The organism is Streptomyces sp. NPDC045021 (genome assembly GCF_056432645.1).
This window is the reverse complement of record NZ_JBWKIQ010000002.1, coordinates 148,632-169,765: the sequence shown is the minus strand read 5'-3', so window position 1 is coordinate 169,765 and position 21,134 is coordinate 148,632. Positions and strand designations below refer to the sequence as shown.

The window sequence follows — 21,134 nt, the reverse complement described above, 5'->3', positions numbered from 1 at the left end:
GATCACGCACAGTAATGATCGTCGTTCCAGCGTCAGGAAGCCCCTCGTGCCGCACACCCTGTCCCGAGCCGCCGCCCTTCTCGCCGCCCTCGCCGCGGCCGCACTGATCGGCGTCCCCACCGCCGGGGCGTCGGCCGCCCCGCCGCCCGTCCGGTACGCCGCCCTGGGCGACTCCGCCGCCTCCGCGCCCGGCGTACCGGACGAGGCGGACGCGAGCTGTATGCGCTCCACGCACAACTACCCGCACCTGGTGGCCGCGCGGCTCAAGGCGGCCGCGTTCGCGGACGTCACGTGCGCCGGCGCGGACACCGGCACCCTCGCCTCCGAGGGCCAGTTCGACGCGCTCACCAAGGACACCAACCTGGTGACGCTCACCATCGGCGGCAACGACGTCGGGTTCACCGGGATCATCGTCAAGTGCAGCGCCCTGGGGCTGCTCGACCCGTCGGGCCAGCCCTGCGCCAACAGCTACGGCAGGGGGCTCGACGACCGGATCAGGGCCGCCGAGCCGAAGGTCGCCGCCGCGCTCCGGACGATCCATCAGCGCTCCCCGGGCGCACGGGTCCTGCTCGTCGGTTACCTCAACCTCATCCCCGACGACGCCAGGACCTGCCGCCCGCGGGTCCTGTTCACCGGCGGCGACATGGCCTTCCTGAACGGCTTCGAGAACACCCTCAACGACATGCTGGCCCGCGTGGCCGTCGCCGGGGGCGCCGACTTCGTCGACAACCACCCGGCCGGCGCGGCCCGCGACGTCTGCCGCGACGACGCCACCCGCTGGACCGAGGGCCTCATCCCGACCAACCCGTCGATCCCGTTCCACCCCAACGCCCGGGGCGAGCAGGCGATGGCCGACGCGGTGCTGGCGGCAGCCGCGCGGTAGCGCGGCGGTCGTGGGGGAGGGCGCAGGCTCTCCCCCTCAATTTCAGCCGGCTCAGTCGTCCCCGTGCTCCTTGTCGACCATCCGGTCCACGCACACCGCGATGGCGATGAGCATCCCCGCGTCCGCGTCCTCGCGCTCCACATCGATCGCGTACGTGTCCCGCATCCGGAACCACTTCCGGGAGATCCGCGCGAGCCGCTCCCCCTCGTACTCGATGTCGAACTCCTTGTCGACGATGTCCCCGCGGACCTCCAGCTCCTCCCCCGAGGCCAGCTCCGCCCGGAACACGTCGCGCAGCAGCGTCAGCCGCTTCTTCCTGACGGTCACCAGCACGTCCCCGCCGCGCTCCACCGTCATGGTGTCCCGCAGGCTCACCAACTTCTTCCGGATCACCGCGACCTCGTTCCCCCGGGCGTCCCGCAGCTCCAGCGTCTCCCGGACCCGCATGACCTTCCCGTCGACGTAGAACGCCCGTTCACCGCGGTCGTCCTCGATCCAGTAGTCGTCACCGATCGCGAACAGCTTCTCCCTCACGAGGTATTTCATGGAGGAATGTCTACCCCGAGCGTGCTGTTGGATGGGGGTATGACTGCACGTGCGCGCGTCCGGGCCCCAGAACTCATCGGCAAGGGCGGTTGGCTCAATACCGGTGACCAGCAATTGACCCTCGCTGACCTGCGAGGACGCATTGTCATTCTGGATTTCTGGACGTTCTGCTGTGTGAACTGCCTGCATGTGCTCGATGAGCTGCGCGAGCTGGAGGAGAAGCACCGGGACACCGTCGTGATCATCGGGGTGCACTCGCCGAAGTTCGTGCACGAGGCGGAGCACCAGGCGGTCGTGGACGCGGTGGAGCGGTACGAGGTGCACCACCCGGTGCTCGACGATCCCGAGCTGGCGACGTGGAAGCAGTACACGGTGCGGGCGTGGCCGACGTTGGTGGTGATCGATCCGGAGGGGTACGTCGTCGCGCAGCACGCCGGCGAGGGGCATGCGCACGCGCTGGAGGCGCTGGTCACGGAGCTGGAGGCGGAGCACGGCGCCAAGGGGACGCTGCGGCGCGGTGACGGGCCGTATGTGGCACCGGAGCCGGTGGCGACGCATCTGCGGTTCCCGGGCAAGGCGCTGGCCTTCCCCGACGGCGGTTTCCTCGTCTCGGACACGACCCGGCACCAGCTGGTGGAACTGGCCGCGGACGGCGAGAGCGTCGTTCGGCGGTTCGGCGACGGGGAGCGCGGGCTGGTGGACGGCGCGCCGGACGTGGCGCGGTTCAGCGAGCCGCAGGGGCTGGCGCTGCTGCCGGACGGCTCCGTCGTCGTCGCGGACACGGTCAACCACGCGCTGCGCCGGCTGGATCTCGCGACCGGTGCGGTGACGACGCTCGCCGGGACCGGCGGCCAGTGGTGGCAGGGGTTCCCGACGGCGGGGCCGGCCCGTGAGGTGGCGCTGTCGTCGCCGTGGGACGTGGCCTGGTTCGCCGGCCGGGTCTGGATCGCGATGGCGGGTGTGCACCAGCTGTGGGCGTACGACCCGGTGACCGACACCGTCGAGGTGGCGGCCGGCACGACCAACGAGGGACTGGTCGACGGGCCCGCCGACGAGGCGTGGTTCGCGCAGCCGTCGGGGCTGGCGGCCGCGGGGGACCGCTTGTGGGTCGCGGACTCGGAGACGTCGGCCGTGCGCTACGTCGAGAGCGACGGCGACGGGTTCGTGGTGCGGACCGCGGTCGGAACCGGGCTGTTCGACTTCGGGCACCGGGACGGCGCCGCCGAACAGGCGCTGCTGCAGCACCCGCTGGGCGTCACCGCGCTGCCCGACGGATCGGTCGCGATCAGCGACACGTACAACAACGCGCTGCGCCGCTTCGATCCGGAGACCGGCGAGGTGACGACGCTCGCGACCGATCTGCGGGAGCCGTCCGACGCGGTGCTCGTCGGCGGTGATGTCGTGGTGGTCGAGTCGGCCCGGCACCGGCTCACCCGGCTGCGACTGCCCGAGGAGGCGGTGCGGGTGGAGTCGGCCGCGCACCGGACGCAGCGGCCGGCGACCGAGGTGGCCGCGGGACCGTTCCGTCTCGAAGTGGTCTTCACCGCGCCCGCGGGCCAGAAGCGCGACGAGCGCTACGGCCCCTCGACCCGGCTGCTGGTCAGCTCGACCCCGCCGGAACTGCTGGTGGAGGGCGAGGGGAAGGGCACGGACCTGGGGCGGGACCTGGTGCTGAATCCCGAGGTCGCCGAGGGTGTTCTGCATGTGTCGGCGATGGCCGCCTCATGCGACGACGACCCCGACAACGAGTACCCGGCCTGCCATGTGCACCAGCAGGACTGGGGTGTTCCGGTCCGGCTGGCCGCCGCCGGCGCGGGCCGGCTGGCGCTGGTGCTGGCGGGGATGGACGAGCCGGACGAGTGAGACGAATGAGGGGACCGGGGCCGCATGACGGCCCCGGCGGTCGTCACTCGTAGTACCGGCGTTCCTCGACCATCGGCTCCACGCCGCCCCGTACGGTCTCCAGCCGACGCCGCTTGAAGATGCTGACGTAGGCCGCGACTCCGAGCGCCCCGACGGCCATCATGATCAGTCCGACCAGGTCGAGATTGACGCCCGACATGTGCCAGTCGGTCGCGAAAGTGAGGATCGCGCCGACCGCGATCAGTGCGATGCAGCCGCCGATGCCCATGGTGTCCGCCTCCGTCGTGCCTCGGCCGTTCCGGTTGGTTCCGGTTGGTTCCGGTTGGTTCCGAGGGGGCGCCTACCCCCGACCGGAACGGCCATGCGCGGCAGCGGAGTTGGCAGGGCCCCAGGGGGCCGCCCCGGGGGTTCGTCCCGTGGCGCCGCCGAACCGGCGCTCAGCTCTCGACGAAGGACTTCAGCGCGCTCGCCAGCAGGTGCGGGTCGTCCGCGCCGCTCAGCTCGCGGGCGGAGTGCATCGACAGGATCGGCACACCGACGTCGACGGTGGTGATGCCGTGCCGGGCCGCGGTGATCGGACCGATCGTCGTGCCGCACGGCATGGAGTTGCTGGACACGAAGTGCTGGAACGGCACCCCGACCCGCTCGCAGGCGGCGGTGAAGATGCCGCGCCCCGAACCGTCGGTGGCGTACCGCTGGTTGACGTTGGACTTGAGGATCGGACCGCCGTTGGCACGCGGGTGGTGCGTGGGGTCGTGCCGCTCGACGTAGTTGGGGTGCACCGCGTGCCCGGAGTCGGACGAGACGCACACCGTGCCGGCGAGCGCGCGCTGCCGGTGCTCGTAGTCGCCGCCGCGCGCGTGCACCGACCGCGACAGGACGTTGCCGAGCAGCGGGCCCTGCGCGCCGGTGTCGGACTCGCTGCCGTTCTCCTCGTGGTCGAAGGCGGCGAGGACGGGGATGTACGTGAGCTCCTGCCCGGCGACGGCCGCCAGGGCGGACGTGGCGGCGTGCACCGAGAGCAGGTTGTCCATCCGGGGCGAGGCCAGCAGTTCGCGGTCGCGGCCCAGGTAGGCGGGCGGCTGCACGTCGTGCGCCATCACGTCCCAGCCGACGACCTCGGACGCGGTCACCCCGGCCTCGTCCGCGAGGAAGTCGACCACGTCGCCGTCGTTGACCTCGCCCAGGCCCCAGATCGGCTGCATGTGCCGCTGCTTGTCCAGGTTGAGGCCGTTGTCGGTGACGCCCCGGTCCAGGTGGATGGCGAGCTGCGGGACCCGCAGCAGCGGCCGGTCGACGTGCACCAGCCGCGAGCTGCCGTCGCGCAGCGTCAGCCGGCCGGAGAGCCCGAGGTCCCGGTCGAGCCAGCTGTTGAGCAGCGGCCCGCCGTACAGCTCCACGGCGATCTGCCGCCAGCCGGCCGAGCCCATGTCCGGGCGGGGCTTGACGCGCAGGTTCGGCGAGTCGGTGTGCGCACCCATGATCCGGAACGGTGTTTCGGGGCGTGCACCCTCGGGGACGTACCAGGCGATGATCGCGCCGCCGCGCAGCACGTACTTGCCGCCCGTCTCGCCGTCCCAGGAGTCCGTCTCCCGGACCTGGCGGAACCCGGCCTTCTCCAGCCGTTCTGCGGCGCTCGCCACCGCGTGATAGGGCGACGGGCTGGCCTGCACAAAGGCCACCAGGTCATCGGTGTGGGCGCGGGTGAAGTGAGGGTGGACGCTCATGGGGCCCAGCATAGAAGTCCCACGTCGCCGGGTGCTTCCGGCGGGGTCCCCGGCGCGGTACTCAGGGGTCCCCTACCTGCCAGGACGTCCGGATCCGGCCCGGTGCGGTGTGATCCGGCCGAATTCGCGCCGGAGCGTGGCGCTACGGGCGGATCCGGAACAGCACGTTCGGGCGCAGCGGGCCTTCGGGGGCGTCCGGGTCGTCGAAGTCGTCGGCCGGATCGCAGGTCATGCCGATCCGGCGCATCACGGCCTGGGAGCGCAGATTGCCGGCGGTGGTCACCGCGAGGATCTCCGGCAGGGCGAGGGTCTCGAAGCCGAAGGCCAGTACGGCCCGGGCGGCTTCGGTGGCGTAGCCGTGGCCCCAGGACTCGCGGGACAGCCGCCAGCCGATCTCCACGCCGGTGAAGGCGAAGCCTTCGTCGACCGGGTCCAGCCCGGCGAAGCCGATGAACCGGCCGGTGGCCGGCACCTCGACCGCCCACCATCCGAACCCCCGCTCCTCGAACCCCTTCTCGAAGCGGGCCACCGAGGCCGCGCTCTGCTCGGGGGTGAGCAGCTCACCGAGATGTTCCCGGACCTCGGGATCGGCGTTCATCTCCGCCCAGGGCACGAGGTCGGAGTCCCGCCAGCGGCGGAGCAGGAGCCGGTGGGTACGCAGTTCGGGCATGCGCGCGACGCTAACCCGCCGCCGCGGTCGGGGCGATCGGTTTTCGTGCGCCGGCGGGAGTCCGGCAGGCCGTGCCGTGCCCCGGGTCACGCGTTTGTCACGCTATCGTGAAAGCGTATGACTCACGGGGAGGACATGTCATGCCGTCACCGGATGTGCAGGAGTTGAACTCCAAGGCCGTCCAGCTCCGCAGCCTCGCGGAGCACGTGGAGTCGCTTCCCGAGAAGGCGCGCCTCTTCGCCACACAGTCGATGAAGGACTGGCAGGGGCCGCACGCGGACCGGATCAGGACCGAGATCAACGGATGGCGCACGGCGTGCAAGAACGCGGCCGAGGCGTTGCGCACCGAGGCCGGTCAATGCGAGCAGGACGCCAAGGACCTGCTGAAGAAGTAGAGCCGCTCGCCCCACCTGCCCGCCGGCCAGAGACTCACAGGGAGCCCTGAACCACATGCCCTCGTACGACAGTTCCCGACACCGACTCCGGCTGGCCGACCGGCACATCGCCGTACTCGGATATCTCGCGGAAGCCGCCGATCTTCCCGAGGAGCTGGCGGAGTCGCTCGGCGAGCTCTCGGCCGCGGGGCTCGTGGGGGAGTCCGCCGAGGTCTCACCGGTGCTCGGCGACCTGGTGCTGACGCTGGCCAACCCCGTCGTGCTCGTCCAGACCGAGATCACAGGTGATCACGGCCTGCTCACGGCGGGAGTCGTGGTGGGCGACGACGCCACCGTCGCGCACGAGGGCTGGCCGGGCGAGGAGGAGTCCGAGTACTCGGTCATCGCACCGGCCACGCTGGTGTGGGAACTCGCCCGGCAGGTCGATCTGCGGGACAAGTCGGCCCCGGAGACCGCGCAGCCGGGGGCGGCACAGATCGAGACCACGATGGGTGTGCTCGACGCCGCGTTCGTCGCGGGGGGCGCGCTGCCGCCCGAGGCCTCCGCCGACCTGGCATCGGCCCGGCTCCGTGAGGTGCTCGCGGAAGCGGGGGGTGTGCGCGAGCCGCAGCTCTCCCAGTTCGCCGACCTCGTGACTCACCTCACCTGCACCTGGCGGATCACCACCGCGTGGCGGGGCCGGGAGGGCGAGCCGGAGACGCGAGTCCGGGGCATCGCGGTCTGGGACTGCGGCCCGTACGGCTACTGGCAGCGTGAGCTGCCCGCCGAGCCGGTTCTGGAGGGTCAGGTCGGGCCGGACAGCGCCCTGCGGCTGGCCCACGTGCCCGCCGGGAAGCTGTGGGACATGATCGCCGACCTGCTGCCGGACGCGGCGGACCTGCGGCGTCCCGGGGCCTGAGGGGCCCGACGGGACGGGTCCCGCGGGTTCTCACCCCGGCGTCTCGCCGTTCGAGCGCAGGAGCCGCAGCGGGAGGTTGAGCGCGGTACCGACCACGCCGAGCAGGTCGATGTCCACCTGCTCGAAGAGGACGGCGAGGGCGATGTCCGTCGGATCGACGGGTCCTTCGGCGACGCCCGCGGTCGCGAACGCGCCATGGGGAACTGGCCTGCCGACCGTGCAGGTGATCCGCACGTCGTCCCGGCGCAGTTCGCCACCCTTCATGAGGCCGAGTGTCCGGTAGGTGTACTCGCGCTCCTGAAAACTGATCCGGAGTGCCCTGGCCGAGTCGGTCAGCCCCTTCCAGTTGCGGGTCATCTGCACCGGACGGGTGTCGAGGGAGAGGCGGGCCCGCTCCAAGGAGGGCCGTACTCCCTCCTTCCGCCCCTTGAGTTCGGCCATCGGAAAGCCGAATCCGCTCGTGAACGCCCGCTGCATCCGGTTCACGTCGGGCTTGCCGCCGAGCGGGTTCTCAACGGTGATCTCCCCGAACGCCCCCACGGTGCCGCGACGGCCGAGGCGGCCCGGACCCAGGGGTTGCTTGCCGGCCCAGACGCCGGCACGCCGAGCGGGCGGCTCGGGCGGGTCATGGAACGGGATCAGTTCGAACTCGAAGCGTTGCATGGCGCTCTTCCGTGGTTGCGGCGGACGGCGGCCGACAGGGCTACCAGTGGAACGGATTGTGTTTCTTCGCGAAGTCCTTCGCCCCGCCGGCGAGGTTCTTGGCGGTGTTGCTGATGGCTTCCCCGGCCTTCTTCGTCCCGGCCTTGATGTCGTCCCAGTGCTCGACGACCTTGATGGTGCCGTAGACCAGTCCGGTGCCGACGGCCAGGCCGATGGTGACCGGGTTCGGCGCGATCAGCGCCGCCGTCATGGTGGCGTCGAAAGCCGTCTGCGCCACGTCTCCCGCGTAGCCGAGCTTGTCCCGTTTGAACGCGTCGACCGGATTGCCCTGGGAGACCAGGTTGGCGACGTCGAAGCCGGTGGACACGGCGGAGAGCGCGACGTTTCCGGTCCTGAGGAAGCCGCCCGCGCGGGTGGCGGTGGTCACGCCCCGCAGGAAGGGGGACGCGCCCTTGGCGGCGGGCATCAGCTCGTTGGCGTACCGCTGGGCGTTCGCGGCGTTGCGCCCCACGCGGAACAGGTTCGCCTGTGCGGCCCGGCTGACCTCCTGGCCGGAGTGGGTCAGGCCGCCGTAGGTCTTGGCGAGATCGTCGGATCCGACGATGGCGTTGATGATGTTGTTCGGGGTCACGCTGCGGAACAACGGGCTGTTCATGTAGGGGCCGCGCCGGAACGCGTTCCACGCGGTGCCCCACTTGTCGCCGAGGTAGCCCCCGGTACCCGGGATCCCGGCGACCCGCTGGTACTCGGCACTGTTCCCCATGACGCCCGCGAGCTTGCCCGGGAGCCACGTTCCCGGGGCCGAGAGCGAGCGGATGGGGAGTTCCTTGAGGACATTGGTGTCCTCGGTGAGCATCTTCGTGCCGACCCACTTCAGCAGCGGATTGGTACTGCCGGCCTTCCAGCCGCGGGCGAGCGTGGTCATGCGGGCGCCGAGCGGTTCGGTCGACGTCAGTTGCGTCTTGAGCGCGTTGCCGCCCAGCGTGATCGTCATCGCCGTGCCCTGCACGGTGACGACCTTCGCCGCGTGCAGGGTGCTGGTGACGTCGCCGTAGAGCTTGACGTACTCCGTCAGGGTCGCTTCCGGGATGTCGAGCCCGGGTATCTCGAGAAGCGCGTGCGCCTTGAGCCGGTCGATCCAGTCGTCCAGGGACTCGTCGCCCTTGCGCTGGAACTCGTAGGCCTTGGGGTCATCGCTGGTGGCCACCGAGTTGGCGAGGAGCAGGTCCTCCGCGCTCAGCGGGGTCTTGGTCTTCGCCATCTCCTCGGGCGTGAACCCGGCCCAGAGCAGCCCGCCGGAGAGGTCGCCGCTGTCGGCACGGAGCAGGCCCGCACGGCGGCGCAGGTCCGGTGCGGTGGTCGAGACCCACTGGGCGAGGGGGCGGATCGCGCCGAGCTTCGACGCGACGCCCAGCGTGGAAGCGCGTCGGAACGCGTCGTCGAGTCTGCTGTCCAGGCTGGTGTGGTCCTTGCCGTCCAGCAGTTTGGCCAGCTGTTCCAGATCGACGGGATCGGCCTGACGTCGCACTCTGCCCCCGCTGAGTCGTTTCGTGGTGCCCACACCGGGCTCTGGGAATTGTCGATGCTACCGGTTCGTGTTCGGCCGGCCCCGGACGGACATTCGCCCGGGGATCCGTCCGCCGTCCTCAGCGCCCGACGCGAAAGGCCGCGCCGCCCGCCCGGGGAATCGGGGGCGGACGGCGCGGCCTGTCACTGGGTGGAGCTGGGCCGTGGGCGTCAGAAGGCGTCTTCCGGCAGGTCCATCACGTCGAGCGTGACGGTCTCGGCCAGCGAGCGCTGGACGCCGACGTTCGGCAGGATGTTGGCGGCGAAGAACTTCGCGGCCGCGATCTTGCCGGTGTAGAAGGCGGTGTCCTTCGGGCCCGCGGACGGCAGCTTCTCGGCGGCCACGGCGGCGCCGCGCAGCAGCAGGTAGCCGATGACCACATCGCCGGAGGCGAGCAGCAGGCGGGTGGAGTTCAGGCCGACCTTGTAGATGGACCGGACGTCCTTCTCGGTGCCGGCCAGGTCGGTCAGCATGGTGCCGACGATGGCCTCCAGGTCCACGGCGGACGTGGCGAGCTGCTCGCGGGCGGCGGCCAGCTCCTCGCCGCCGACGGCCTCGGCGAGGAACTTCTTGATCTCCTCGGACAGGGTGGTCAGCGCCTGGCCCTGGTCGCGGACGATCTTGCGGAAGAAGTAGTCCTGGCCCTGGATCGCGGTGGTGCCCTCGTACAGGGTGTCGATCTTCGCGTCCCGGATGTACTGCTCGATCGGGTACTCCTGCAGGTAGCCGGAGCCACCGAAGGTCTGCAGGGACTGGGCGAGCTGCTCGTAGGACTTCTCGGAGCCGTACCCCTTGACGATCGGCAGCAGCAGGTCGTTGAGGCCGATCAGCGCCTTGGCGTCCTCGCCAGCCGCCTCCTGGACCGCGATCTGGTCCTGGACGGAGGCGGTGTAGAGCACGAGGGCGCGCATGCCCTCGGCGTACGCCTTCTGCGTCATCAGCGAGCGGCGCACGTCCGGGTGGTGCGTGATGGTGACCTTCGGCGCGGTCTTGTCCATGAACTGCGCGAGGTCCGGGCCCTGCACGCGCTCCTTGGCGTACTCCAGCGCGTTCAGGTAGCCGGTGGAGAGGGTGGCGATGGCCTTCGTGCCGACCATCATGCGGGCGAACTCGATGATGCGGAACATCTGGCGGATGCCGTCGTGCTTGTCGCCGAGCAGCCAGCCCTTGGCGGGGTGCTGGTCGCCGAACGTCATCTCGCAGGTGTTGGAGGCCTTGAGGCCCATCTTGTGCTCGACGTTCGTGGCGTAGGCGCCGTTGCGCTCGCCCAGCTCGCCGGTCTCCCAGTCGAAGTCGTACTTCGGCACGATGAAGAGCGACAGGCCCTTGGTGCCGGGGCCGGCGCCCTCGGGGCGGGCCAGCACCAGGTGGATGATGTTCTCGGACATGTCGTGCTCGCCCGAGGTGATGAAGCGCTTCACACCCTCGATGTGCCAGGAGCCGTCCTCCTGCTCGACGGCCTTCGTGCGGCCCGCGCCGACGTCGGAGCCCGCGTCGGGCTCGGTCAGCACCATCGTGGCGCCCCACTGGCGGTCCACCATGAGCTGGGCGACCTTGGACTGCTCCTCGGTGCCCTCCTCGAAGACGACGCCGGCGAACGCCGGGCCGGAGGAGTACATCCAGATGGCCGGGTTGGAGCCGAGGATCAGCTCCGCGTAGGACCAGATGAGGGAGGCGGGGGTCTTGGTGCCGCCGATCTCCTCGGGGATGCCCAGGCGCCAGTACTCGGAGTCCATGAAGGCCTGGTAGCTCTTCTTGAACGTGTCCGGCACGGGGGCGGTGTTGTCCGACGGGTCGAAGACCGGCGGGTTGCGGTCGGCGTCGGTGAAGGACGCGGCCAGCTCGTTCTCCGCGAGGCGCGAGACCTCGCTGAGGATGCTCTTGGCGGTCTCCACGTCCATCTCGGCGAACGGGCCGGTGCCGTAGAGCTTGTCGCGGCCGAGCACCTCGAAGAGGTTGAACTCGATGTCGCGGAGGTTGGACTTGTAGTGGCCCATGACGACGGCTCCGTATCGCACTCGATCAGTTACGTGGCAGTACTACAGCAAGCAGTAATACAGAATGATGCTACCCGCCGGTAATAAGAAGCAACCCCTTCCCGCCCGGATGTGACGGGACACTCGCTAGTCTTGGGTACGTGTACGGCTACGACCAGACCTCGCATCCCGGCCCACCGCCCGGCGCTGCCCCGATGCCGGGGGTGTACCCCGAGCCGTCCCCACCCTCGCTCGCGGACGCCGTACGGGCCTTCACCACGGGTTCGCTGTCCGCCGAGGACTTCCAGGCGATCTTCTCGACGTCGAAGGTCTACTGCCCGCGCGGCGAGAACCCCGGATTCCTGGCGCTGCACGACACGCAGCAGCCGGTGATCCCGATGTTCACCTCGCTCAAGGAGCTGCGGCGGTACGCGGGCAAGGAGTCCAAGTACTTCGTCATCACCGGTGCCGAGGTGCTCGACCTGCTGCCGACCGGCTACGGCTTCGTGCTCGACATCGACGGCCAGCACCGGATGGTCTTCGATGCCAAGGCCGTCGAACAGATGGTCGAGTTCACGATGCGCCGGATGTATGGCTGATCTGAGCTGAACCCACCGCGCTGAGCTGCGGGAATATGGCATGCCTTGCCGAATGTTCACTATTCAACTAAGTTGGATCCAGAACACGAGGAGGACCGCCATGCCCGCCGTGACCGTCGAGAACCCGTTGACCCTGCCGCGCGTCTCCGCGCCCGCCGGTGCGGTGCCGCGTCAGGCACTGGCCGTGTCCACCGCGCCGAGCGGCTTCGAGGGCGAGGGCTTCCCCGTCCGCCGCGCGTTCGCGGGCATCGACTACAAGAACCTCGACCCGTTCATCATGATGGACCAGATGGGTGAGGTGGAGTACGCGCCGGGCGAGGCGAAGGGCACCCCCTGGCACCCGCACCGCGGCTTCGAGACCGTCACGTACCTGATCGACGGCACCTTCGTGCACCAGGACTCCCACGGTGGCGGCGGCGTGATCAACGGCGGCGACACCCAGTGGATGACGGCGGGCAGCGGCCTGCTGCACATCGAGGCGCCGCCGGAGGAACTGGTCGTCACCGGCGGGCTCTTCCACGGGCTGCAGCTGTGGGTCAACCTGCCGAAGAGCGACAAGATGATGCCGCCCAAGTACCAGGACATCGGCGGCGGCCAGGTCAGGCTGCTGACGTCCGCGGACGGCGGCGCGCTCATCCGGCTGATCGCGGGCGACCTCGACGGCCACGCGGGCCCCGGGGCGACCCACACCCCGATCACGATGATGCACGTCTCGCTGAACCCGGGCGCCGAGCTCACGCTGCCCTGGCGGCCGGATTTCAACGCCCTCGCCTACGCTCTCGACGGCCGCGGTACCGCCGGCCCGTCGGGCCGCCCGTTCCACACCGGGCAGACGACCGTGTTCGGCCCGGGCGAATCGCTCACCATCAGGGCGGACGAGAAGCAGGACTCGCGCAGCCCGAACTTCGAGTTCGTGCTGCTCGGCGGGCAGCCGATCCGCGAGCCGATGATGCAGTACGGGCCGTTCGTGATGAACACCCACGCCGAACTGGCGCAGGCCTTCGACGACTTCCAGGCCGGCCGCCTCGGCCGGATCCCGGCAGGCCAGGCCTGATCACCACCGAATGACCGCCGCCGACTGATCAACGCCGACTGATCACGGCAGACTGATCACGGCGCCTGACCACGGCCGGCCGATCACGGCCGGTCGCCGGCGGTGGCCTCGTGGATCTCGAACCAGATCGCCTTGCCGTCGCCCCGGGGATCGACGCCCCAGGCGTCCGCCAGTTCCTCGATCAGCAGCAACCCGCGCCCCGACGAGGCCATCTCGCCGGGGCTGCGGCGATGCGGCATGTCGTCGCTGCGGTCGCCGACGTCGATCCGCAGCCGGCGCTTGCCGGGCACCCCCATCAGGCGGGCGGTCAGCACCGCGTCCTCGTCGGTGTGCACCAGCACATTGGTGATCAGCTCGGAGACCAGCAGCACCGCGGCGTCCACCTGGTCCGGGACGGCCCAGTCGTGCAGCAGCGCGCGGATCTCGTGGCGGGCCTCGCGGATCTGCCGCGGTGCGCTCTGCGAGACGGTCAGCACCGTCCGGCGCACCGGTACGTCGCAGGTCGGCCCGTCGGGGTCGCGGCGCAGCAGCATCAGCGCGATGTCGTCCTCGCGGCGGTCGGCGAGCGGCCCGGTGGTGTGGTGCGACGCCGGTCCGTGCACGGACCGCACCAGGTGGTCGGCGAGCTCCTCCAGATCGTCCGACGGCCCGGTCTCCAGCGCGGCCCGCAGCCGCTGCCAGCCGGTCTCCAGGTCGTGGCCGCCGGTCTCGATGAGCCCGTCCGTGCAGATCAGCAGCACTTCGCCGGGCTCCAGCACCAGCCGGGTCGTGGGGTAGTCGCTGTCGGGGGCGATGCCCAACGGCAGGCCGCCCGCGGTGCGGCGGATGATCGTGGTGCCGTCGCCCATCCGGATGGCGGGCTCAGGATGCCCGGCTCTGACCACGTTCAGGGTGCCGCTCGCCGGGTCCGCCTCCAGGTACAGGCATGTCGCGAACCGGTCGTCGTCGCGGTGGTCGGGGTCGCTGAGTCCGGCCAGGAACCGTGAGGTGCGCGACAGCACCGCATCGGGGTGGTGGCCCTCGGCGGCGTAGGCGCGCAGCGCGATCCGCAGCTGGCCCATGAGCCCGGCGGCCCGTACGTCGTGGCCCTGCACATCGCCGATGACCAGGGCGGTGCGGCCGGACGGCAGGTCGATCGCGTCGTACCAGTCGCCGCCGACCTGCAGCCCGCCGCCGGTGGGCACGTAGCGGGCGGCGACCGTCATGCCCTCGATGCCGGGACTGCGGGTGGGGAGCATGGTGCGCTGCAGGCCGTCGGAGAGCTCCCGCTCGGATTCGTGCAGGTGGGCACGGGAGAGCGCCTGGGCGAGCATCCGGGCGACGGTGGTGAGGACGGAGCGCTCGTCCGGAGTGAAGTCCACCGCATCGCGGAAGGCCGCCATCCACGCGCCGATCGTGTTGCCCGCGACCACCAGCGGGAGAAAGGCCCAGGAGGAGCGGCCGAACGGCTTGGCGAGCGGCCAGGTCGCCGGGAAGCGCTGCTCGTACGCCTCGGGGGTCGGCAGATAGACGGCCCGGCCGGTGCGGACCACCAGCGCGGCCGGGTAGTCGGTGGCCATCGGCATGTCCATGAACGGGCTCTCGGTGCCGACGGAGTGGCCGTGGTGCCCGATGATCGACAGCCGGTCGCCCCGGACGCCGAAGACGGCCAGGCCGTCGGGCGAGAACCCCGGCATGGACAGCGTCGCGGCGACCCGCAGCACCTCGGCGGTGCTGTCCGCCTCGGCCAGCGCCCGCCCGGCGTCCAGCAGAAAGGCCTCCCTGGCCCGCCGCCAGTCGCCGGAGGGCGCCGCACCGCCCGAGGTGGCGGCGCGCGCCTCGTGCAGCGTTCCGGCCATGGTGAGCCGGCCGGTCGGCCGCATCCGGATGCGCACGGTCCGCAGGATGCTGCCGTCGTCGCCGATCACCCGCATCAGGGACTCCACCACGGTGCCCTCGGCGCGGGCGAGGGCCAGCCCGCCGTTCAGCGCCACGAAGTCCTCGGCGTGCAGGCACGCGCGCACGGCGGAGGACCGGGACGTGACGGGGTCCGCCGGCAGCCCCAGCAGCACGGCCGCCGTCGCGTCCAGCGCCACGGTGCCCGCGGTCTCGTCCCAGTGCCACAGCCCCGTACCGACGGCTGCCAGAACGTCCTCGGTGCGCATTGCGACAGTTTATGAGGGTTTGGGCGACTCATACGAATGGGGGCGGACGTCCTGGCGCCGGTAGGCTGTGACGGGCCCCTTCTGGGCTCCCTCCACCGACATTCCGACGACTTGGATGAACGATGCATCCGTACCGGTCCCACACCTGCGGCGAGCTGCGCGCCACTGACGTCGACACCGACGTCCGCCTCTCCGGGTGGCTGCACAATCGCCGCGATCTGGGCGGCGTCCTCTTCGTCGACCTCCGGGACCACTACGGCTTCATCCAGCTGGTCGTGCGCCCGGGCTCGCCCGCGTACGAACAGCTCAGCAGCCAGTCCAAGGAATCCGTCGTCCGCGTCGACGGCCGGGTGCTCGCGCGCAGCGCCGAGAACGTGAACCCGGACCTGCCGACCGGCGAGATCGAGATCGACGTCACCTCCTTCGAGGTGCTCGGCGCCGCGGACCCGCTGCCCTTCCCGGTCTTCCCGGAGGACAACGCCAACGAGGAGGCGCGGCTCACCAACCGCTTCCTGGACCTGCGCCGGCAGCGCATGCACAAGAACATCATGCTGCGCTCGGCCGTCATCTCGTTCCTCCGCAAGGAGATGACCGCGCTCGGCTTCAACGAGCTGGCCACCCCGATCCTGTCGGCCACCTCCCCCGAGGGCGCCCGCGACTTCCTGGTGCCCTCGCGCGTGCACGCCGGCAAGTTCTACGCGCTCCCGCAGGCCCCGCAGCAGTTCAAGCAGCTGCTGATGATCGCCGGCTTCGACCGCTACTTCCAGATCGCGCCGTGCTTCCGCGACGAGGACTCCCGGGCCGACCGCTCGCCTGGCGAGTTCTACCAGCTCGACATCGAGATGAGCTTCGTCGAGCAGGAGGACGTCTTCGGCGTCATCGAGAAGGTCATGACCGACCTCTTCACCGAGTACGGCGGCGGCCGCGAGGTCACCTCCCCCTTCCCGCGCATCCCGCTGCGCGAGTCGATGCTCAAGTACGGCAACGACAAGCCGGACCTGCGCGCCAAGCTCGAACTCGTCGACGTCTCGGACGTCTTCGCCGGCTCCGGCTTCAAGGCCTTCGCCGACAAGCACGTCCGCGCGCTGGCCGTGCCGGACACCGCGGCCCAGCCGCGCAAGTTCTTCGACCAGATGGGCGAGTACGCGGTCGAGCAGGGCGCCAAGGGTCTGGCCTGGGTCCGCGTCGGCGAGGACAACGCCCTCACCGGCCCGATCGCCAAGTTCCTCACCGAGGACGACGTCAAGGGCCTGCTGGCCGCCGTCGATGCCAAGCCCGGCCACGCGATCTTCTTCGGCGCCGGCGAGTTCGGCGAGGTCTCCAAGATCATGGCGGCCGTCCGCGTCGAGGCCGCCAAGCGCGCCGGCCACTTCGAGGAGAACGTCTTCCGCTTCTGCTGGGTCGTCGACTTCCCGATGTTCGAGAAGAACGAGGACACCGGCGCGATCGAGTTCTCCCACAACCCGTTCTCCATGCCGCAGGGCGGCCTGGAGGCGCTGGAGACCAAGGACCCGCTCGACATCCTCGCCTGGCAGTACGACATCGTCTGCAACGGCATCGAGCTGTCGTCCGGCGCGATCCGGAACCACGAGCCCGCCGTCATGTACAAGGCGTTCGAGATCGCCGGCTACGACCAGGCGACCGTCGAGAAGGAGTTCGGCGGCATGCTCCGCGCCTTCCACTTCGGCGCCCCGCCGCACGGCGGCATCGCCCCGGGCGTGGACCGCATGGTCATGCTGCTCGCGGACGAGCCGAACATCCGCGAGACGATCGCCTTCCCGCTCAACCAGCACGCCCAGGACCTGCTCATGGGCGCGCCGAGCGAGGTCGAGGAGAGCCGGCTGCGCGAGCTGCACATCCAGCTCCGCAAGCCGCAGCCGAAGGTCTGACCGGCGGCCCCGGGCACCCGACGCAATCCGTCCGGTGCCCGGGGCAACCCGCAAGGGGAGTCATCGCGTTCCACTGGTGTGGAAGGGACACGATGGCGAGTAGACGATGCTGACGCCCCCGGACTTCGAGGAGTTCGTGGCGGCGCGCGGCCCCAGGTTGCTGCGGGTCGCCTGGCTGCTGACCGGCGACGCGCATCTCGCGGAAGACCTGCTGCAGACCGTGCTGGCCAAGGCCTGGCCGAAATGGCAGCGGATAGCCGACGGCAGCCCCGAGGCATATCTGCGCAAGGCGCTGATCACCACGCATGCCTCCTGGTGGCGGCGCCGCTGGCGCGGCGAGGTCCCGCACGGCGAAGTGCCGGAGTCCGCGGACCGGGCGGACGCCTTCGCGGGGGTCGATCTGGAGCAGACGCTCGCGGTGGCCGTCCGGCGGCTGCCGGTGCGGCAGCGCGCGGTGGTGGTGCTGCGGTACTTCGAGGACCTGAGTGTCGAGGAGACCGCCGAGGTGCTGGGCTGCGCGACCGGCACCGTCAAGAGCCAGGCGTCCAAGGCGCTGCGCAGCCTGCGCGGTCAGCTGCCCGCCGCGGAACTGGTGGACGGTGGTGAACGTCATGACCGAGGCTGAGACCGAACGGGAACTGCGCGTCCTGCTGGAGCGCGTGGTGCCGCAACTTCCCGCACCCGCCCAGCGGTTGGACGGTGTCCGGGACCGGGTGCGGCGCCGTCGCCGCCGCCGTGCGGCCGGTACCGCCACGCTGGCGGTCACCGCGGTCGCGCTGGCCGGAGTGCTCGTGCCCGGCCTCGTGCGGGACCGGTCGCGGTCCGAGTCCGTACCGCCCGCCTCGGCCCCCGCGACGGGCGCGCTGCCGGCCCCGGAGGCCAAGGTGCCGGACCCGGGGAGCAGCAGCAGCCTGCCCCCGTCGATCGCCACTCCCACTCCCACGCTCGACCCCAGGACCCGGTACCCCGAGATCGGCGGGATGTCGGTCTCGCTGTCCAAGGAGTGGCAGGTGCTGCGGATGGCGGAGACCGGCTTCGCCGCCACACAGCCCATGTCGGCGTACAAGGAGCCGTGCCCGGACGAGATCGACGGCTACTGCTCGCCGCTGAAGGAGTCGCTGCGCCCCGACGGCGCGGTGCTGATCTTCCAGATCGCCGACCGATCCGGGAGCCTGGCGGCGAAGATCCGCGGGTTCCACAAGGTGGAGAGCGTCGAGCTTCTGAAGTCGTGCCGGCGCCTCGGCGCCGATGAGCAGCTCGCGGCGGCGGCCGGCGCCACGGACCGCTCCTCCGACGTGGTGGTGACCGTCACGGCCTGCCTGTACCGGGCGACGCCCGTACGGCTGAGGCAGGTCCGCGAAGCGATGACGTCCGTCACTCTCTGATCTTCCGAAACCTTCTGCGATCTTCCGAGGACATTCCGAAAGGCCCCTGTTCATGCACGCGATGTACAGCAGGTACATACGCACCACGGCCGTGTGCGCTGCCGCCGCGGCCGTCCTGGCCGGACTCGCCGGATGTGGCGGCGCCGGTGGCGCCATGGCCTCTCCCGGCGGTGACGTCCGGACGGTGGTGCCGTCCCCGTCCGCCGACGCCGTCCCGGCGGCCGGCCGGGCCGGCCGCTCCGCGCCCGCTCCGCTGCCGCAACGGCTCCCCGGGCTCGGCCCGAAGACCCTCGGCCTGGTCCCGGACGAGGCCCGGCAGGCCGTGGTCGTAACTGGCGACGGGCCCTCGTCGTCCCGCTCGACCGTCATCCTCTACCAGCGGACGGACGCGGGCTGGACCGCCGGCACCGCCTGGCCCGCCCACAACGCTCTCAAGGGGTGGACCGACGACCACCGCACCGGCGATCTCCGGTCGCCCATCGGCGTCTTCACCCTCACCGACGCGGGCGGTCGGCTTGCCGACCCCGGTACGAAGCTCAGCTACGACCACGCCCCGCGCGGATTCAGCATCTCCGGCACCGGCTTCCAGGACGAGCCGCTGGCCGGCTCCTTCGACTACGTCATCTCCATCAACTACAACCATGTGCCCGGCACCACCCCGCGGGACTGGACGCGCCCGCTCGGCGGCTCCCGGGGTGGCGGCATCTGGTTCCATGTCGACCACGGCGGCCCCACCCAGGGCTGTGTCTCGCTCGCGCCGGACGTCATGAAGCAGCTCCTGCGCACGCTGGACCCGGCCCGGCACCCGGTGGTGGTGATGGGCGACGCCGCGGCACTGAGCCGCTGATCCGCCGTACGTCACCGGACATGACGAAGGCCGCCCCGATGGGGCGGCCTTCGCCGTCGAGCGGTGCGAACTACTCGGCGGTGTCCGGGTTGCCGCCGAAGCGCTCGCGGTAGGCGTCGAGGTCCTCATCGGTGATCTTGGCGAAGAGCACCGGCGGGACGGTGAACGGGGTGCCGGGCGGCAGGAAGGACAGCGACCTGGCCTCGTCCTGGCTGACCCAGGTCCGGTTGTCGTCGGCGAGCGCGAAGGCGCTGCGCATCGCGGCGGAGGAGGACGGGATGAAGGGCTCGGAGACCACCGCGTACAGGTGGATGAGGTTCATCGCGGTGCGCAGGGTGAGCGCCGCGCCGTCCGGGTCCGTCTTGATCTCCATCCAGGGGGCCTTCTCCTCCAGGTAGGAGTTGCCCGCGCTCCACAGGGCGCGCAGCGCGGCCGCGGCCTTGCGGAACTGGACGGTCTCCAGGTGGCCTTCGTACTCGGCCAAGAGTCCGGCGATCTGCTCGCCGAGCTTCGCCTCGGCCTCTCCTGCCGCGCTGCCGGCCGGCACGTCGTCACCGAAGCGCTTGCGGGAGAAGGACAGGACGCGGTTGACGAAGTTGCCCAGGGTGTCGGCGAGGTCCTTGTTCACGGAGGAGGAGAAGACCTCCCAGGTGAACGAGGTGTCGTCGGACTCCGGGGCGTTGGCGATGAGGAAGTAGCGCCAGTAGTCGGCCGGCAGCAGCTCCAGCGCGGCGTCGGTGAAGATGCCGCGGCGCTGGCTGGTGGAGAACTTCCCGCCGTAGTACGTCAGCCAGTTGAAGGCCTTGACGTGGTCGACCTTCTTCCACGGCTCGCGGGTGCCCAGTTCGGTGGCCGGGAACATCACCGTGTGGAACGGGACGTTGTCCTTGGCCATGAACTGGGTGTACGTGACGTCGTCCGCCTCGTACCACCAGGACTTCCAGTCCCGGGTCTCCCCTTCGGGAGCGGCGTCCTCCCACTCCTTGGTGGAACCGATGTACTCGATCGGGGCGTCGAACCAGACGTAGAAGACCTTGCCGTCCGCGGCCAGCTCCGGCCAGGTGTCGGCCGGGACCGGAACGCCCCACTCCAGGTCGCGGGTGATCGCGCGGTCGTGGAGACCCTCGGTGAGCCACTTGCGGGCGATGGAGGAGGCGAGAGTCGGCCATTCGCTGCTCGCCTCGTCGATCCACGACTCGACCTCGCCGGCCAGCTTCGACTGCAGGAGGAACAGGTGCTTGGTCTCGCGGACCTCCAACGCGCTGCTGCCGCTGATCGCGGAGCGCGGGTCGATCAGGTCCGTGGGGTCCAGGACCCGGGTGCAGTTCTCGCACTGGTCGCCGCGGGCCTTGTCGTAACCGCAGTGCGGGCACGTGCCGACGATGTAGCGGTCCGGCAGGAAGCGCTCGTCGGCGAGGGAGTAGACCTGGCGGATCGCGCGTTCCTCGATGAAGCCGTTGGCCTGGAGGCGGCGCGCGAAGTGCTGGGTCAGCTCGCGGTTCTCCGGAGAGGAGCTGCGGCCGAAGTAGTCGAAGCGCAGCCCGAAGCCGTCGTAGATCGCCTTCTGTGCCAGGTGCTGCTCGGAGCAGAAGGTGTCGACGGGCAGGCCGGCTTCCTTGGCGGCGAGTTCGGCGGGAGTGCCGTGCTCGTCGGTGGCGCAGATGTAGAGGACGTCGTGCCCGGTCTGGCGCAGGTAGCGGGCGTAGACGTCGGCCGGGAGCATCGACCCCACCATGTTGCCCAGGTGCTTGATCCCGTTGATATAGGGCAGGGCGCTGGTGATGAGGTGTCGAGCCATTGCAGGCTGCTCCCAATTCGTTACGCGGGGTGAGTGATTGATCTACGGACCGTCAATATCGTATCCGACCCCCCGGGCACCCCTTCTTGTTTTCTCCTGGAGGGCGGATCGGGCCGGCAGGCGACAGGTGCAGCCCGGGAGCACCGCGGGGGGAAGGCGGCCGGGAACGCGGGGGGCCGGCGCTCCGTTGTTGATCACAGTGGGTGACTGCACGTGCGCATGCACGTGCA

General features: G+C 70.5%; 19 protein-coding genes. 10 read left to right on the top strand and 9 right to left on the bottom strand.

The window, feature by feature from the left end:
- Nucleotides 1-46 precede the first annotated feature (46 nt).
- Nucleotides 47-883, top strand: a complete 837-nt coding sequence (locus AC07DC_RS07805) for an SGNH/GDSL hydrolase family protein (protein WP_478912947.1) — start codon at nucleotides 47-49, stop codon at nucleotides 881-883.
- A gap of 51 nt (nucleotides 884-934) precedes the next feature.
- Here AC07DC_RS07805 and AC07DC_RS07800 read toward each other — a convergent pair whose 3' ends face one another.
- Nucleotides 935-1,429: an LURP-one-related/scramblase family protein gene (locus AC07DC_RS07800; RefSeq protein WP_478912945.1), complete on the bottom strand. Its 495-nt coding sequence runs from the start codon at nucleotides 1,427-1,429 to the stop codon at nucleotides 935-937.
- A gap of 39 nt (nucleotides 1,430-1,468) precedes the next feature.
- On the opposite strand from AC07DC_RS07800, the gene AC07DC_RS07795 reads away from it, so the two are divergent.
- Nucleotides 1,469-3,292: an NHL domain-containing thioredoxin family protein gene (locus tag AC07DC_RS07795; RefSeq protein ID WP_478912943.1), complete on the top strand. Its 1,824-nt coding sequence runs from the start codon at nucleotides 1,469-1,471 to the stop codon at nucleotides 3,290-3,292.
- A gap of 43 nt (nucleotides 3,293-3,335) precedes the next feature.
- Here the strand turns inward: AC07DC_RS07795 and AC07DC_RS07790 are convergent, their stop codons facing one another.
- The 3 genes from AC07DC_RS07790 to AC07DC_RS07780 form a co-directional block, all read right to left on the bottom strand.
- A complete protein-coding gene (locus AC07DC_RS07790) occupies nucleotides 3,336-3,560 on the bottom strand; it encodes a DUF6458 family protein (RefSeq protein ID WP_478912941.1) in 225 nt (74 codons plus the stop codon).
- Between the two features lie 169 nt (nucleotides 3,561-3,729).
- Nucleotides 3,730-5,019 (bottom strand): M18 family aminopeptidase, encoded by a 1,290-nt coding sequence (locus AC07DC_RS07785; RefSeq protein WP_478912939.1) that lies wholly within the window; start codon nucleotides 5,017-5,019, stop codon nucleotides 3,730-3,732.
- A gap of 142 nt (nucleotides 5,020-5,161) precedes the next feature.
- A complete protein-coding gene (locus AC07DC_RS07780; RefSeq protein WP_478912937.1) occupies nucleotides 5,162-5,689 on the bottom strand; it encodes a GNAT family N-acetyltransferase in 528 nt (175 codons plus the stop codon).
- 140 nt (nucleotides 5,690-5,829) lie between these two features.
- Here AC07DC_RS07780 and AC07DC_RS07775 point away from each other — a divergent pair, with 140 nt between their 5' ends.
- The gene (locus AC07DC_RS07775) at nucleotides 5,830-6,084 is read left to right on the top strand and encodes a hypothetical protein (RefSeq protein WP_478912935.1); all 255 of its coding nucleotides are present in this window, start codon (nucleotides 5,830-5,832) and stop codon (nucleotides 6,082-6,084) included.
- Between the two features lie 55 nt (nucleotides 6,085-6,139).
- Nucleotides 6,140-6,982, top strand: a complete 843-nt coding sequence (locus tag AC07DC_RS07770) for a hypothetical protein (protein WP_478912933.1) — start codon at nucleotides 6,140-6,142, stop codon at nucleotides 6,980-6,982.
- A gap of 30 nt (nucleotides 6,983-7,012) precedes the next feature.
- Here the strand turns inward: AC07DC_RS07770 and AC07DC_RS07765 are convergent, their stop codons facing one another.
- The 3 genes from AC07DC_RS07765 to AC07DC_RS07755 form a co-directional block, all read right to left on the bottom strand.
- A complete protein-coding gene (locus AC07DC_RS07765) occupies nucleotides 7,013-7,645 on the bottom strand; it encodes a hypothetical protein (RefSeq protein ID WP_478912931.1) in 633 nt (210 codons plus the stop codon).
- 40 nt (nucleotides 7,646-7,685) lie between these two features.
- Entirely contained in the window at nucleotides 7,686-9,173 is a 1,488-nt protein-coding gene (locus tag AC07DC_RS07760) for a PE-PGRS family protein (protein WP_478912929.1), read from the bottom strand.
- A gap of 209 nt (nucleotides 9,174-9,382) precedes the next feature.
- Nucleotides 9,383-11,209, bottom strand: coding sequence for an acyl-CoA dehydrogenase (locus AC07DC_RS07755; RefSeq protein WP_478912927.1), 1,827 nt, complete (start codon nucleotides 11,207-11,209; stop codon nucleotides 9,383-9,385).
- Nucleotides 11,210-11,349: 140 nt separating this feature from the next.
- Between AC07DC_RS07755 and AC07DC_RS07750 the strand changes: the two genes are divergently transcribed.
- On the top strand, nucleotides 11,350-11,787 hold the full coding sequence (locus AC07DC_RS07750; protein WP_138351254.1) for an SseB family protein: 438 nt from the start codon (nucleotides 11,350-11,352) through the stop codon (nucleotides 11,785-11,787).
- Between the two features lie 100 nt (nucleotides 11,788-11,887).
- Complete coding sequence (locus tag AC07DC_RS07745; protein WP_478912925.1) at nucleotides 11,888-12,841, top strand: pirin family protein; 954 nt, start codon at nucleotides 11,888-11,890, stop codon at nucleotides 12,839-12,841.
- An 83-nt stretch (nucleotides 12,842-12,924) separates the two neighbouring features.
- Here AC07DC_RS07745 and AC07DC_RS07740 read toward each other — a convergent pair whose 3' ends face one another.
- On the bottom strand, nucleotides 12,925-14,985 hold the full coding sequence (locus AC07DC_RS07740) for an ATP-binding SpoIIE family protein phosphatase (protein WP_478912923.1): 2,061 nt from the start codon (nucleotides 14,983-14,985) through the stop codon (nucleotides 12,925-12,927).
- 122 nt (nucleotides 14,986-15,107) lie between these two features.
- On the opposite strand from AC07DC_RS07740, the gene aspS reads away from it, so the two are divergent.
- From aspS to AC07DC_RS07720, 4 genes are all read left to right on the top strand, one after another.
- Entirely contained in the window at nucleotides 15,108-16,874 is a 1,767-nt protein-coding gene (gene aspS, locus AC07DC_RS07735) for an aspartate--tRNA ligase (RefSeq protein ID WP_478912921.1), read from the top strand.
- Nucleotides 16,875-16,980: 106 nt separating this feature from the next.
- Nucleotides 16,981-17,499, top strand: coding sequence for a SigE family RNA polymerase sigma factor (locus AC07DC_RS07730; RefSeq protein ID WP_478912919.1), 519 nt, complete (start codon nucleotides 16,981-16,983; stop codon nucleotides 17,497-17,499).
- Nucleotides 17,486-18,259, top strand: coding sequence for a hypothetical protein (locus AC07DC_RS07725; protein WP_478912917.1), 774 nt, complete (start codon nucleotides 17,486-17,488; stop codon nucleotides 18,257-18,259). Before AC07DC_RS07730 ends, AC07DC_RS07725 begins: the two co-directional genes overlap by 14 nt.
- A gap of 61 nt (nucleotides 18,260-18,320) precedes the next feature.
- Nucleotides 18,321-19,106: a L,D-transpeptidase family protein gene (locus AC07DC_RS07720; protein ID WP_478912915.1), complete on the top strand. Its 786-nt coding sequence runs from the start codon at nucleotides 18,321-18,323 to the stop codon at nucleotides 19,104-19,106.
- A 70-nt stretch (nucleotides 19,107-19,176) separates the two neighbouring features.
- Here the strand turns inward: AC07DC_RS07720 and metG are convergent, their stop codons facing one another.
- The gene (gene metG, locus AC07DC_RS07715) at nucleotides 19,177-20,904 is read right to left on the bottom strand and encodes a methionine--tRNA ligase (RefSeq protein WP_478912913.1); all 1,728 of its coding nucleotides are present in this window, start codon (nucleotides 20,902-20,904) and stop codon (nucleotides 19,177-19,179) included.
- Nucleotides 20,905-21,134: the final 230 nt, after the last annotated feature.

Bases quoted from the DNA above. Each gene is read 5' to 3' on its own strand.
- aspS (WP_478912921.1), top strand. From the start codon at position 15,108: ATGCATCCGTACCGGTCCCACACCTGCGGCGAGCTGCGCGCCACTGAC.
- AC07DC_RS07765 (WP_478912931.1), bottom strand. From the start codon at position 7,645: ATGCAACGCTTCGAGTTCGAACTGATCCCGTTCCATGACCCGCCCGAG.
- AC07DC_RS07745 (WP_478912925.1), top strand. From the start codon at position 11,888: ATGCCCGCCGTGACCGTCGAGAACCCGTTGACCCTGCCGCGCGTCTCC.
- AC07DC_RS07800 (WP_478912945.1), bottom strand. From the start codon at position 1,429: ATGAAATACCTCGTGAGGGAGAAGCTGTTCGCGATCGGTGACGACTAC.
- AC07DC_RS07785 (WP_478912939.1), bottom strand. From the start codon at position 5,019: ATGAGCGTCCACCCTCACTTCACCCGCGCCCACACCGATGACCTGGTG.
- AC07DC_RS07790 (WP_478912941.1), bottom strand. From the start codon at position 3,560: ATGGGCATCGGCGGCTGCATCGCACTGATCGCGGTCGGCGCGATCCTC.
- AC07DC_RS07780 (WP_478912937.1), bottom strand. From the start codon at position 5,689: ATGCCCGAACTGCGTACCCACCGGCTCCTGCTCCGCCGCTGGCGGGAC.
- AC07DC_RS07770 (WP_478912933.1), top strand. From the start codon at position 6,140: ATGCCCTCGTACGACAGTTCCCGACACCGACTCCGGCTGGCCGACCGG.
- AC07DC_RS07725 (WP_478912917.1), top strand. From the start codon at position 17,486: ATGACCGAGGCTGAGACCGAACGGGAACTGCGCGTCCTGCTGGAGCGC.
- AC07DC_RS07775 (WP_478912935.1), top strand. From the start codon at position 5,830: ATGCCGTCACCGGATGTGCAGGAGTTGAACTCCAAGGCCGTCCAGCTC.
- AC07DC_RS07720 (WP_478912915.1), top strand. From the start codon at position 18,321: ATGTACAGCAGGTACATACGCACCACGGCCGTGTGCGCTGCCGCCGCG.
- AC07DC_RS07730 (WP_478912919.1), top strand. From the start codon at position 16,981: ATGCTGACGCCCCCGGACTTCGAGGAGTTCGTGGCGGCGCGCGGCCCC.
- metG (WP_478912913.1), bottom strand. From the start codon at position 20,904: ATGGCTCGACACCTCATCACCAGCGCCCTGCCCTATATCAACGGGATC.
- AC07DC_RS07795 (WP_478912943.1), top strand. From the start codon at position 1,469: ATGACTGCACGTGCGCGCGTCCGGGCCCCAGAACTCATCGGCAAGGGC.
- AC07DC_RS07740 (WP_478912923.1), bottom strand. From the start codon at position 14,985: ATGCGCACCGAGGACGTTCTGGCAGCCGTCGGTACGGGGCTGTGGCAC.
- AC07DC_RS07755 (WP_478912927.1), bottom strand. From the start codon at position 11,209: ATGGGCCACTACAAGTCCAACCTCCGCGACATCGAGTTCAACCTCTTC.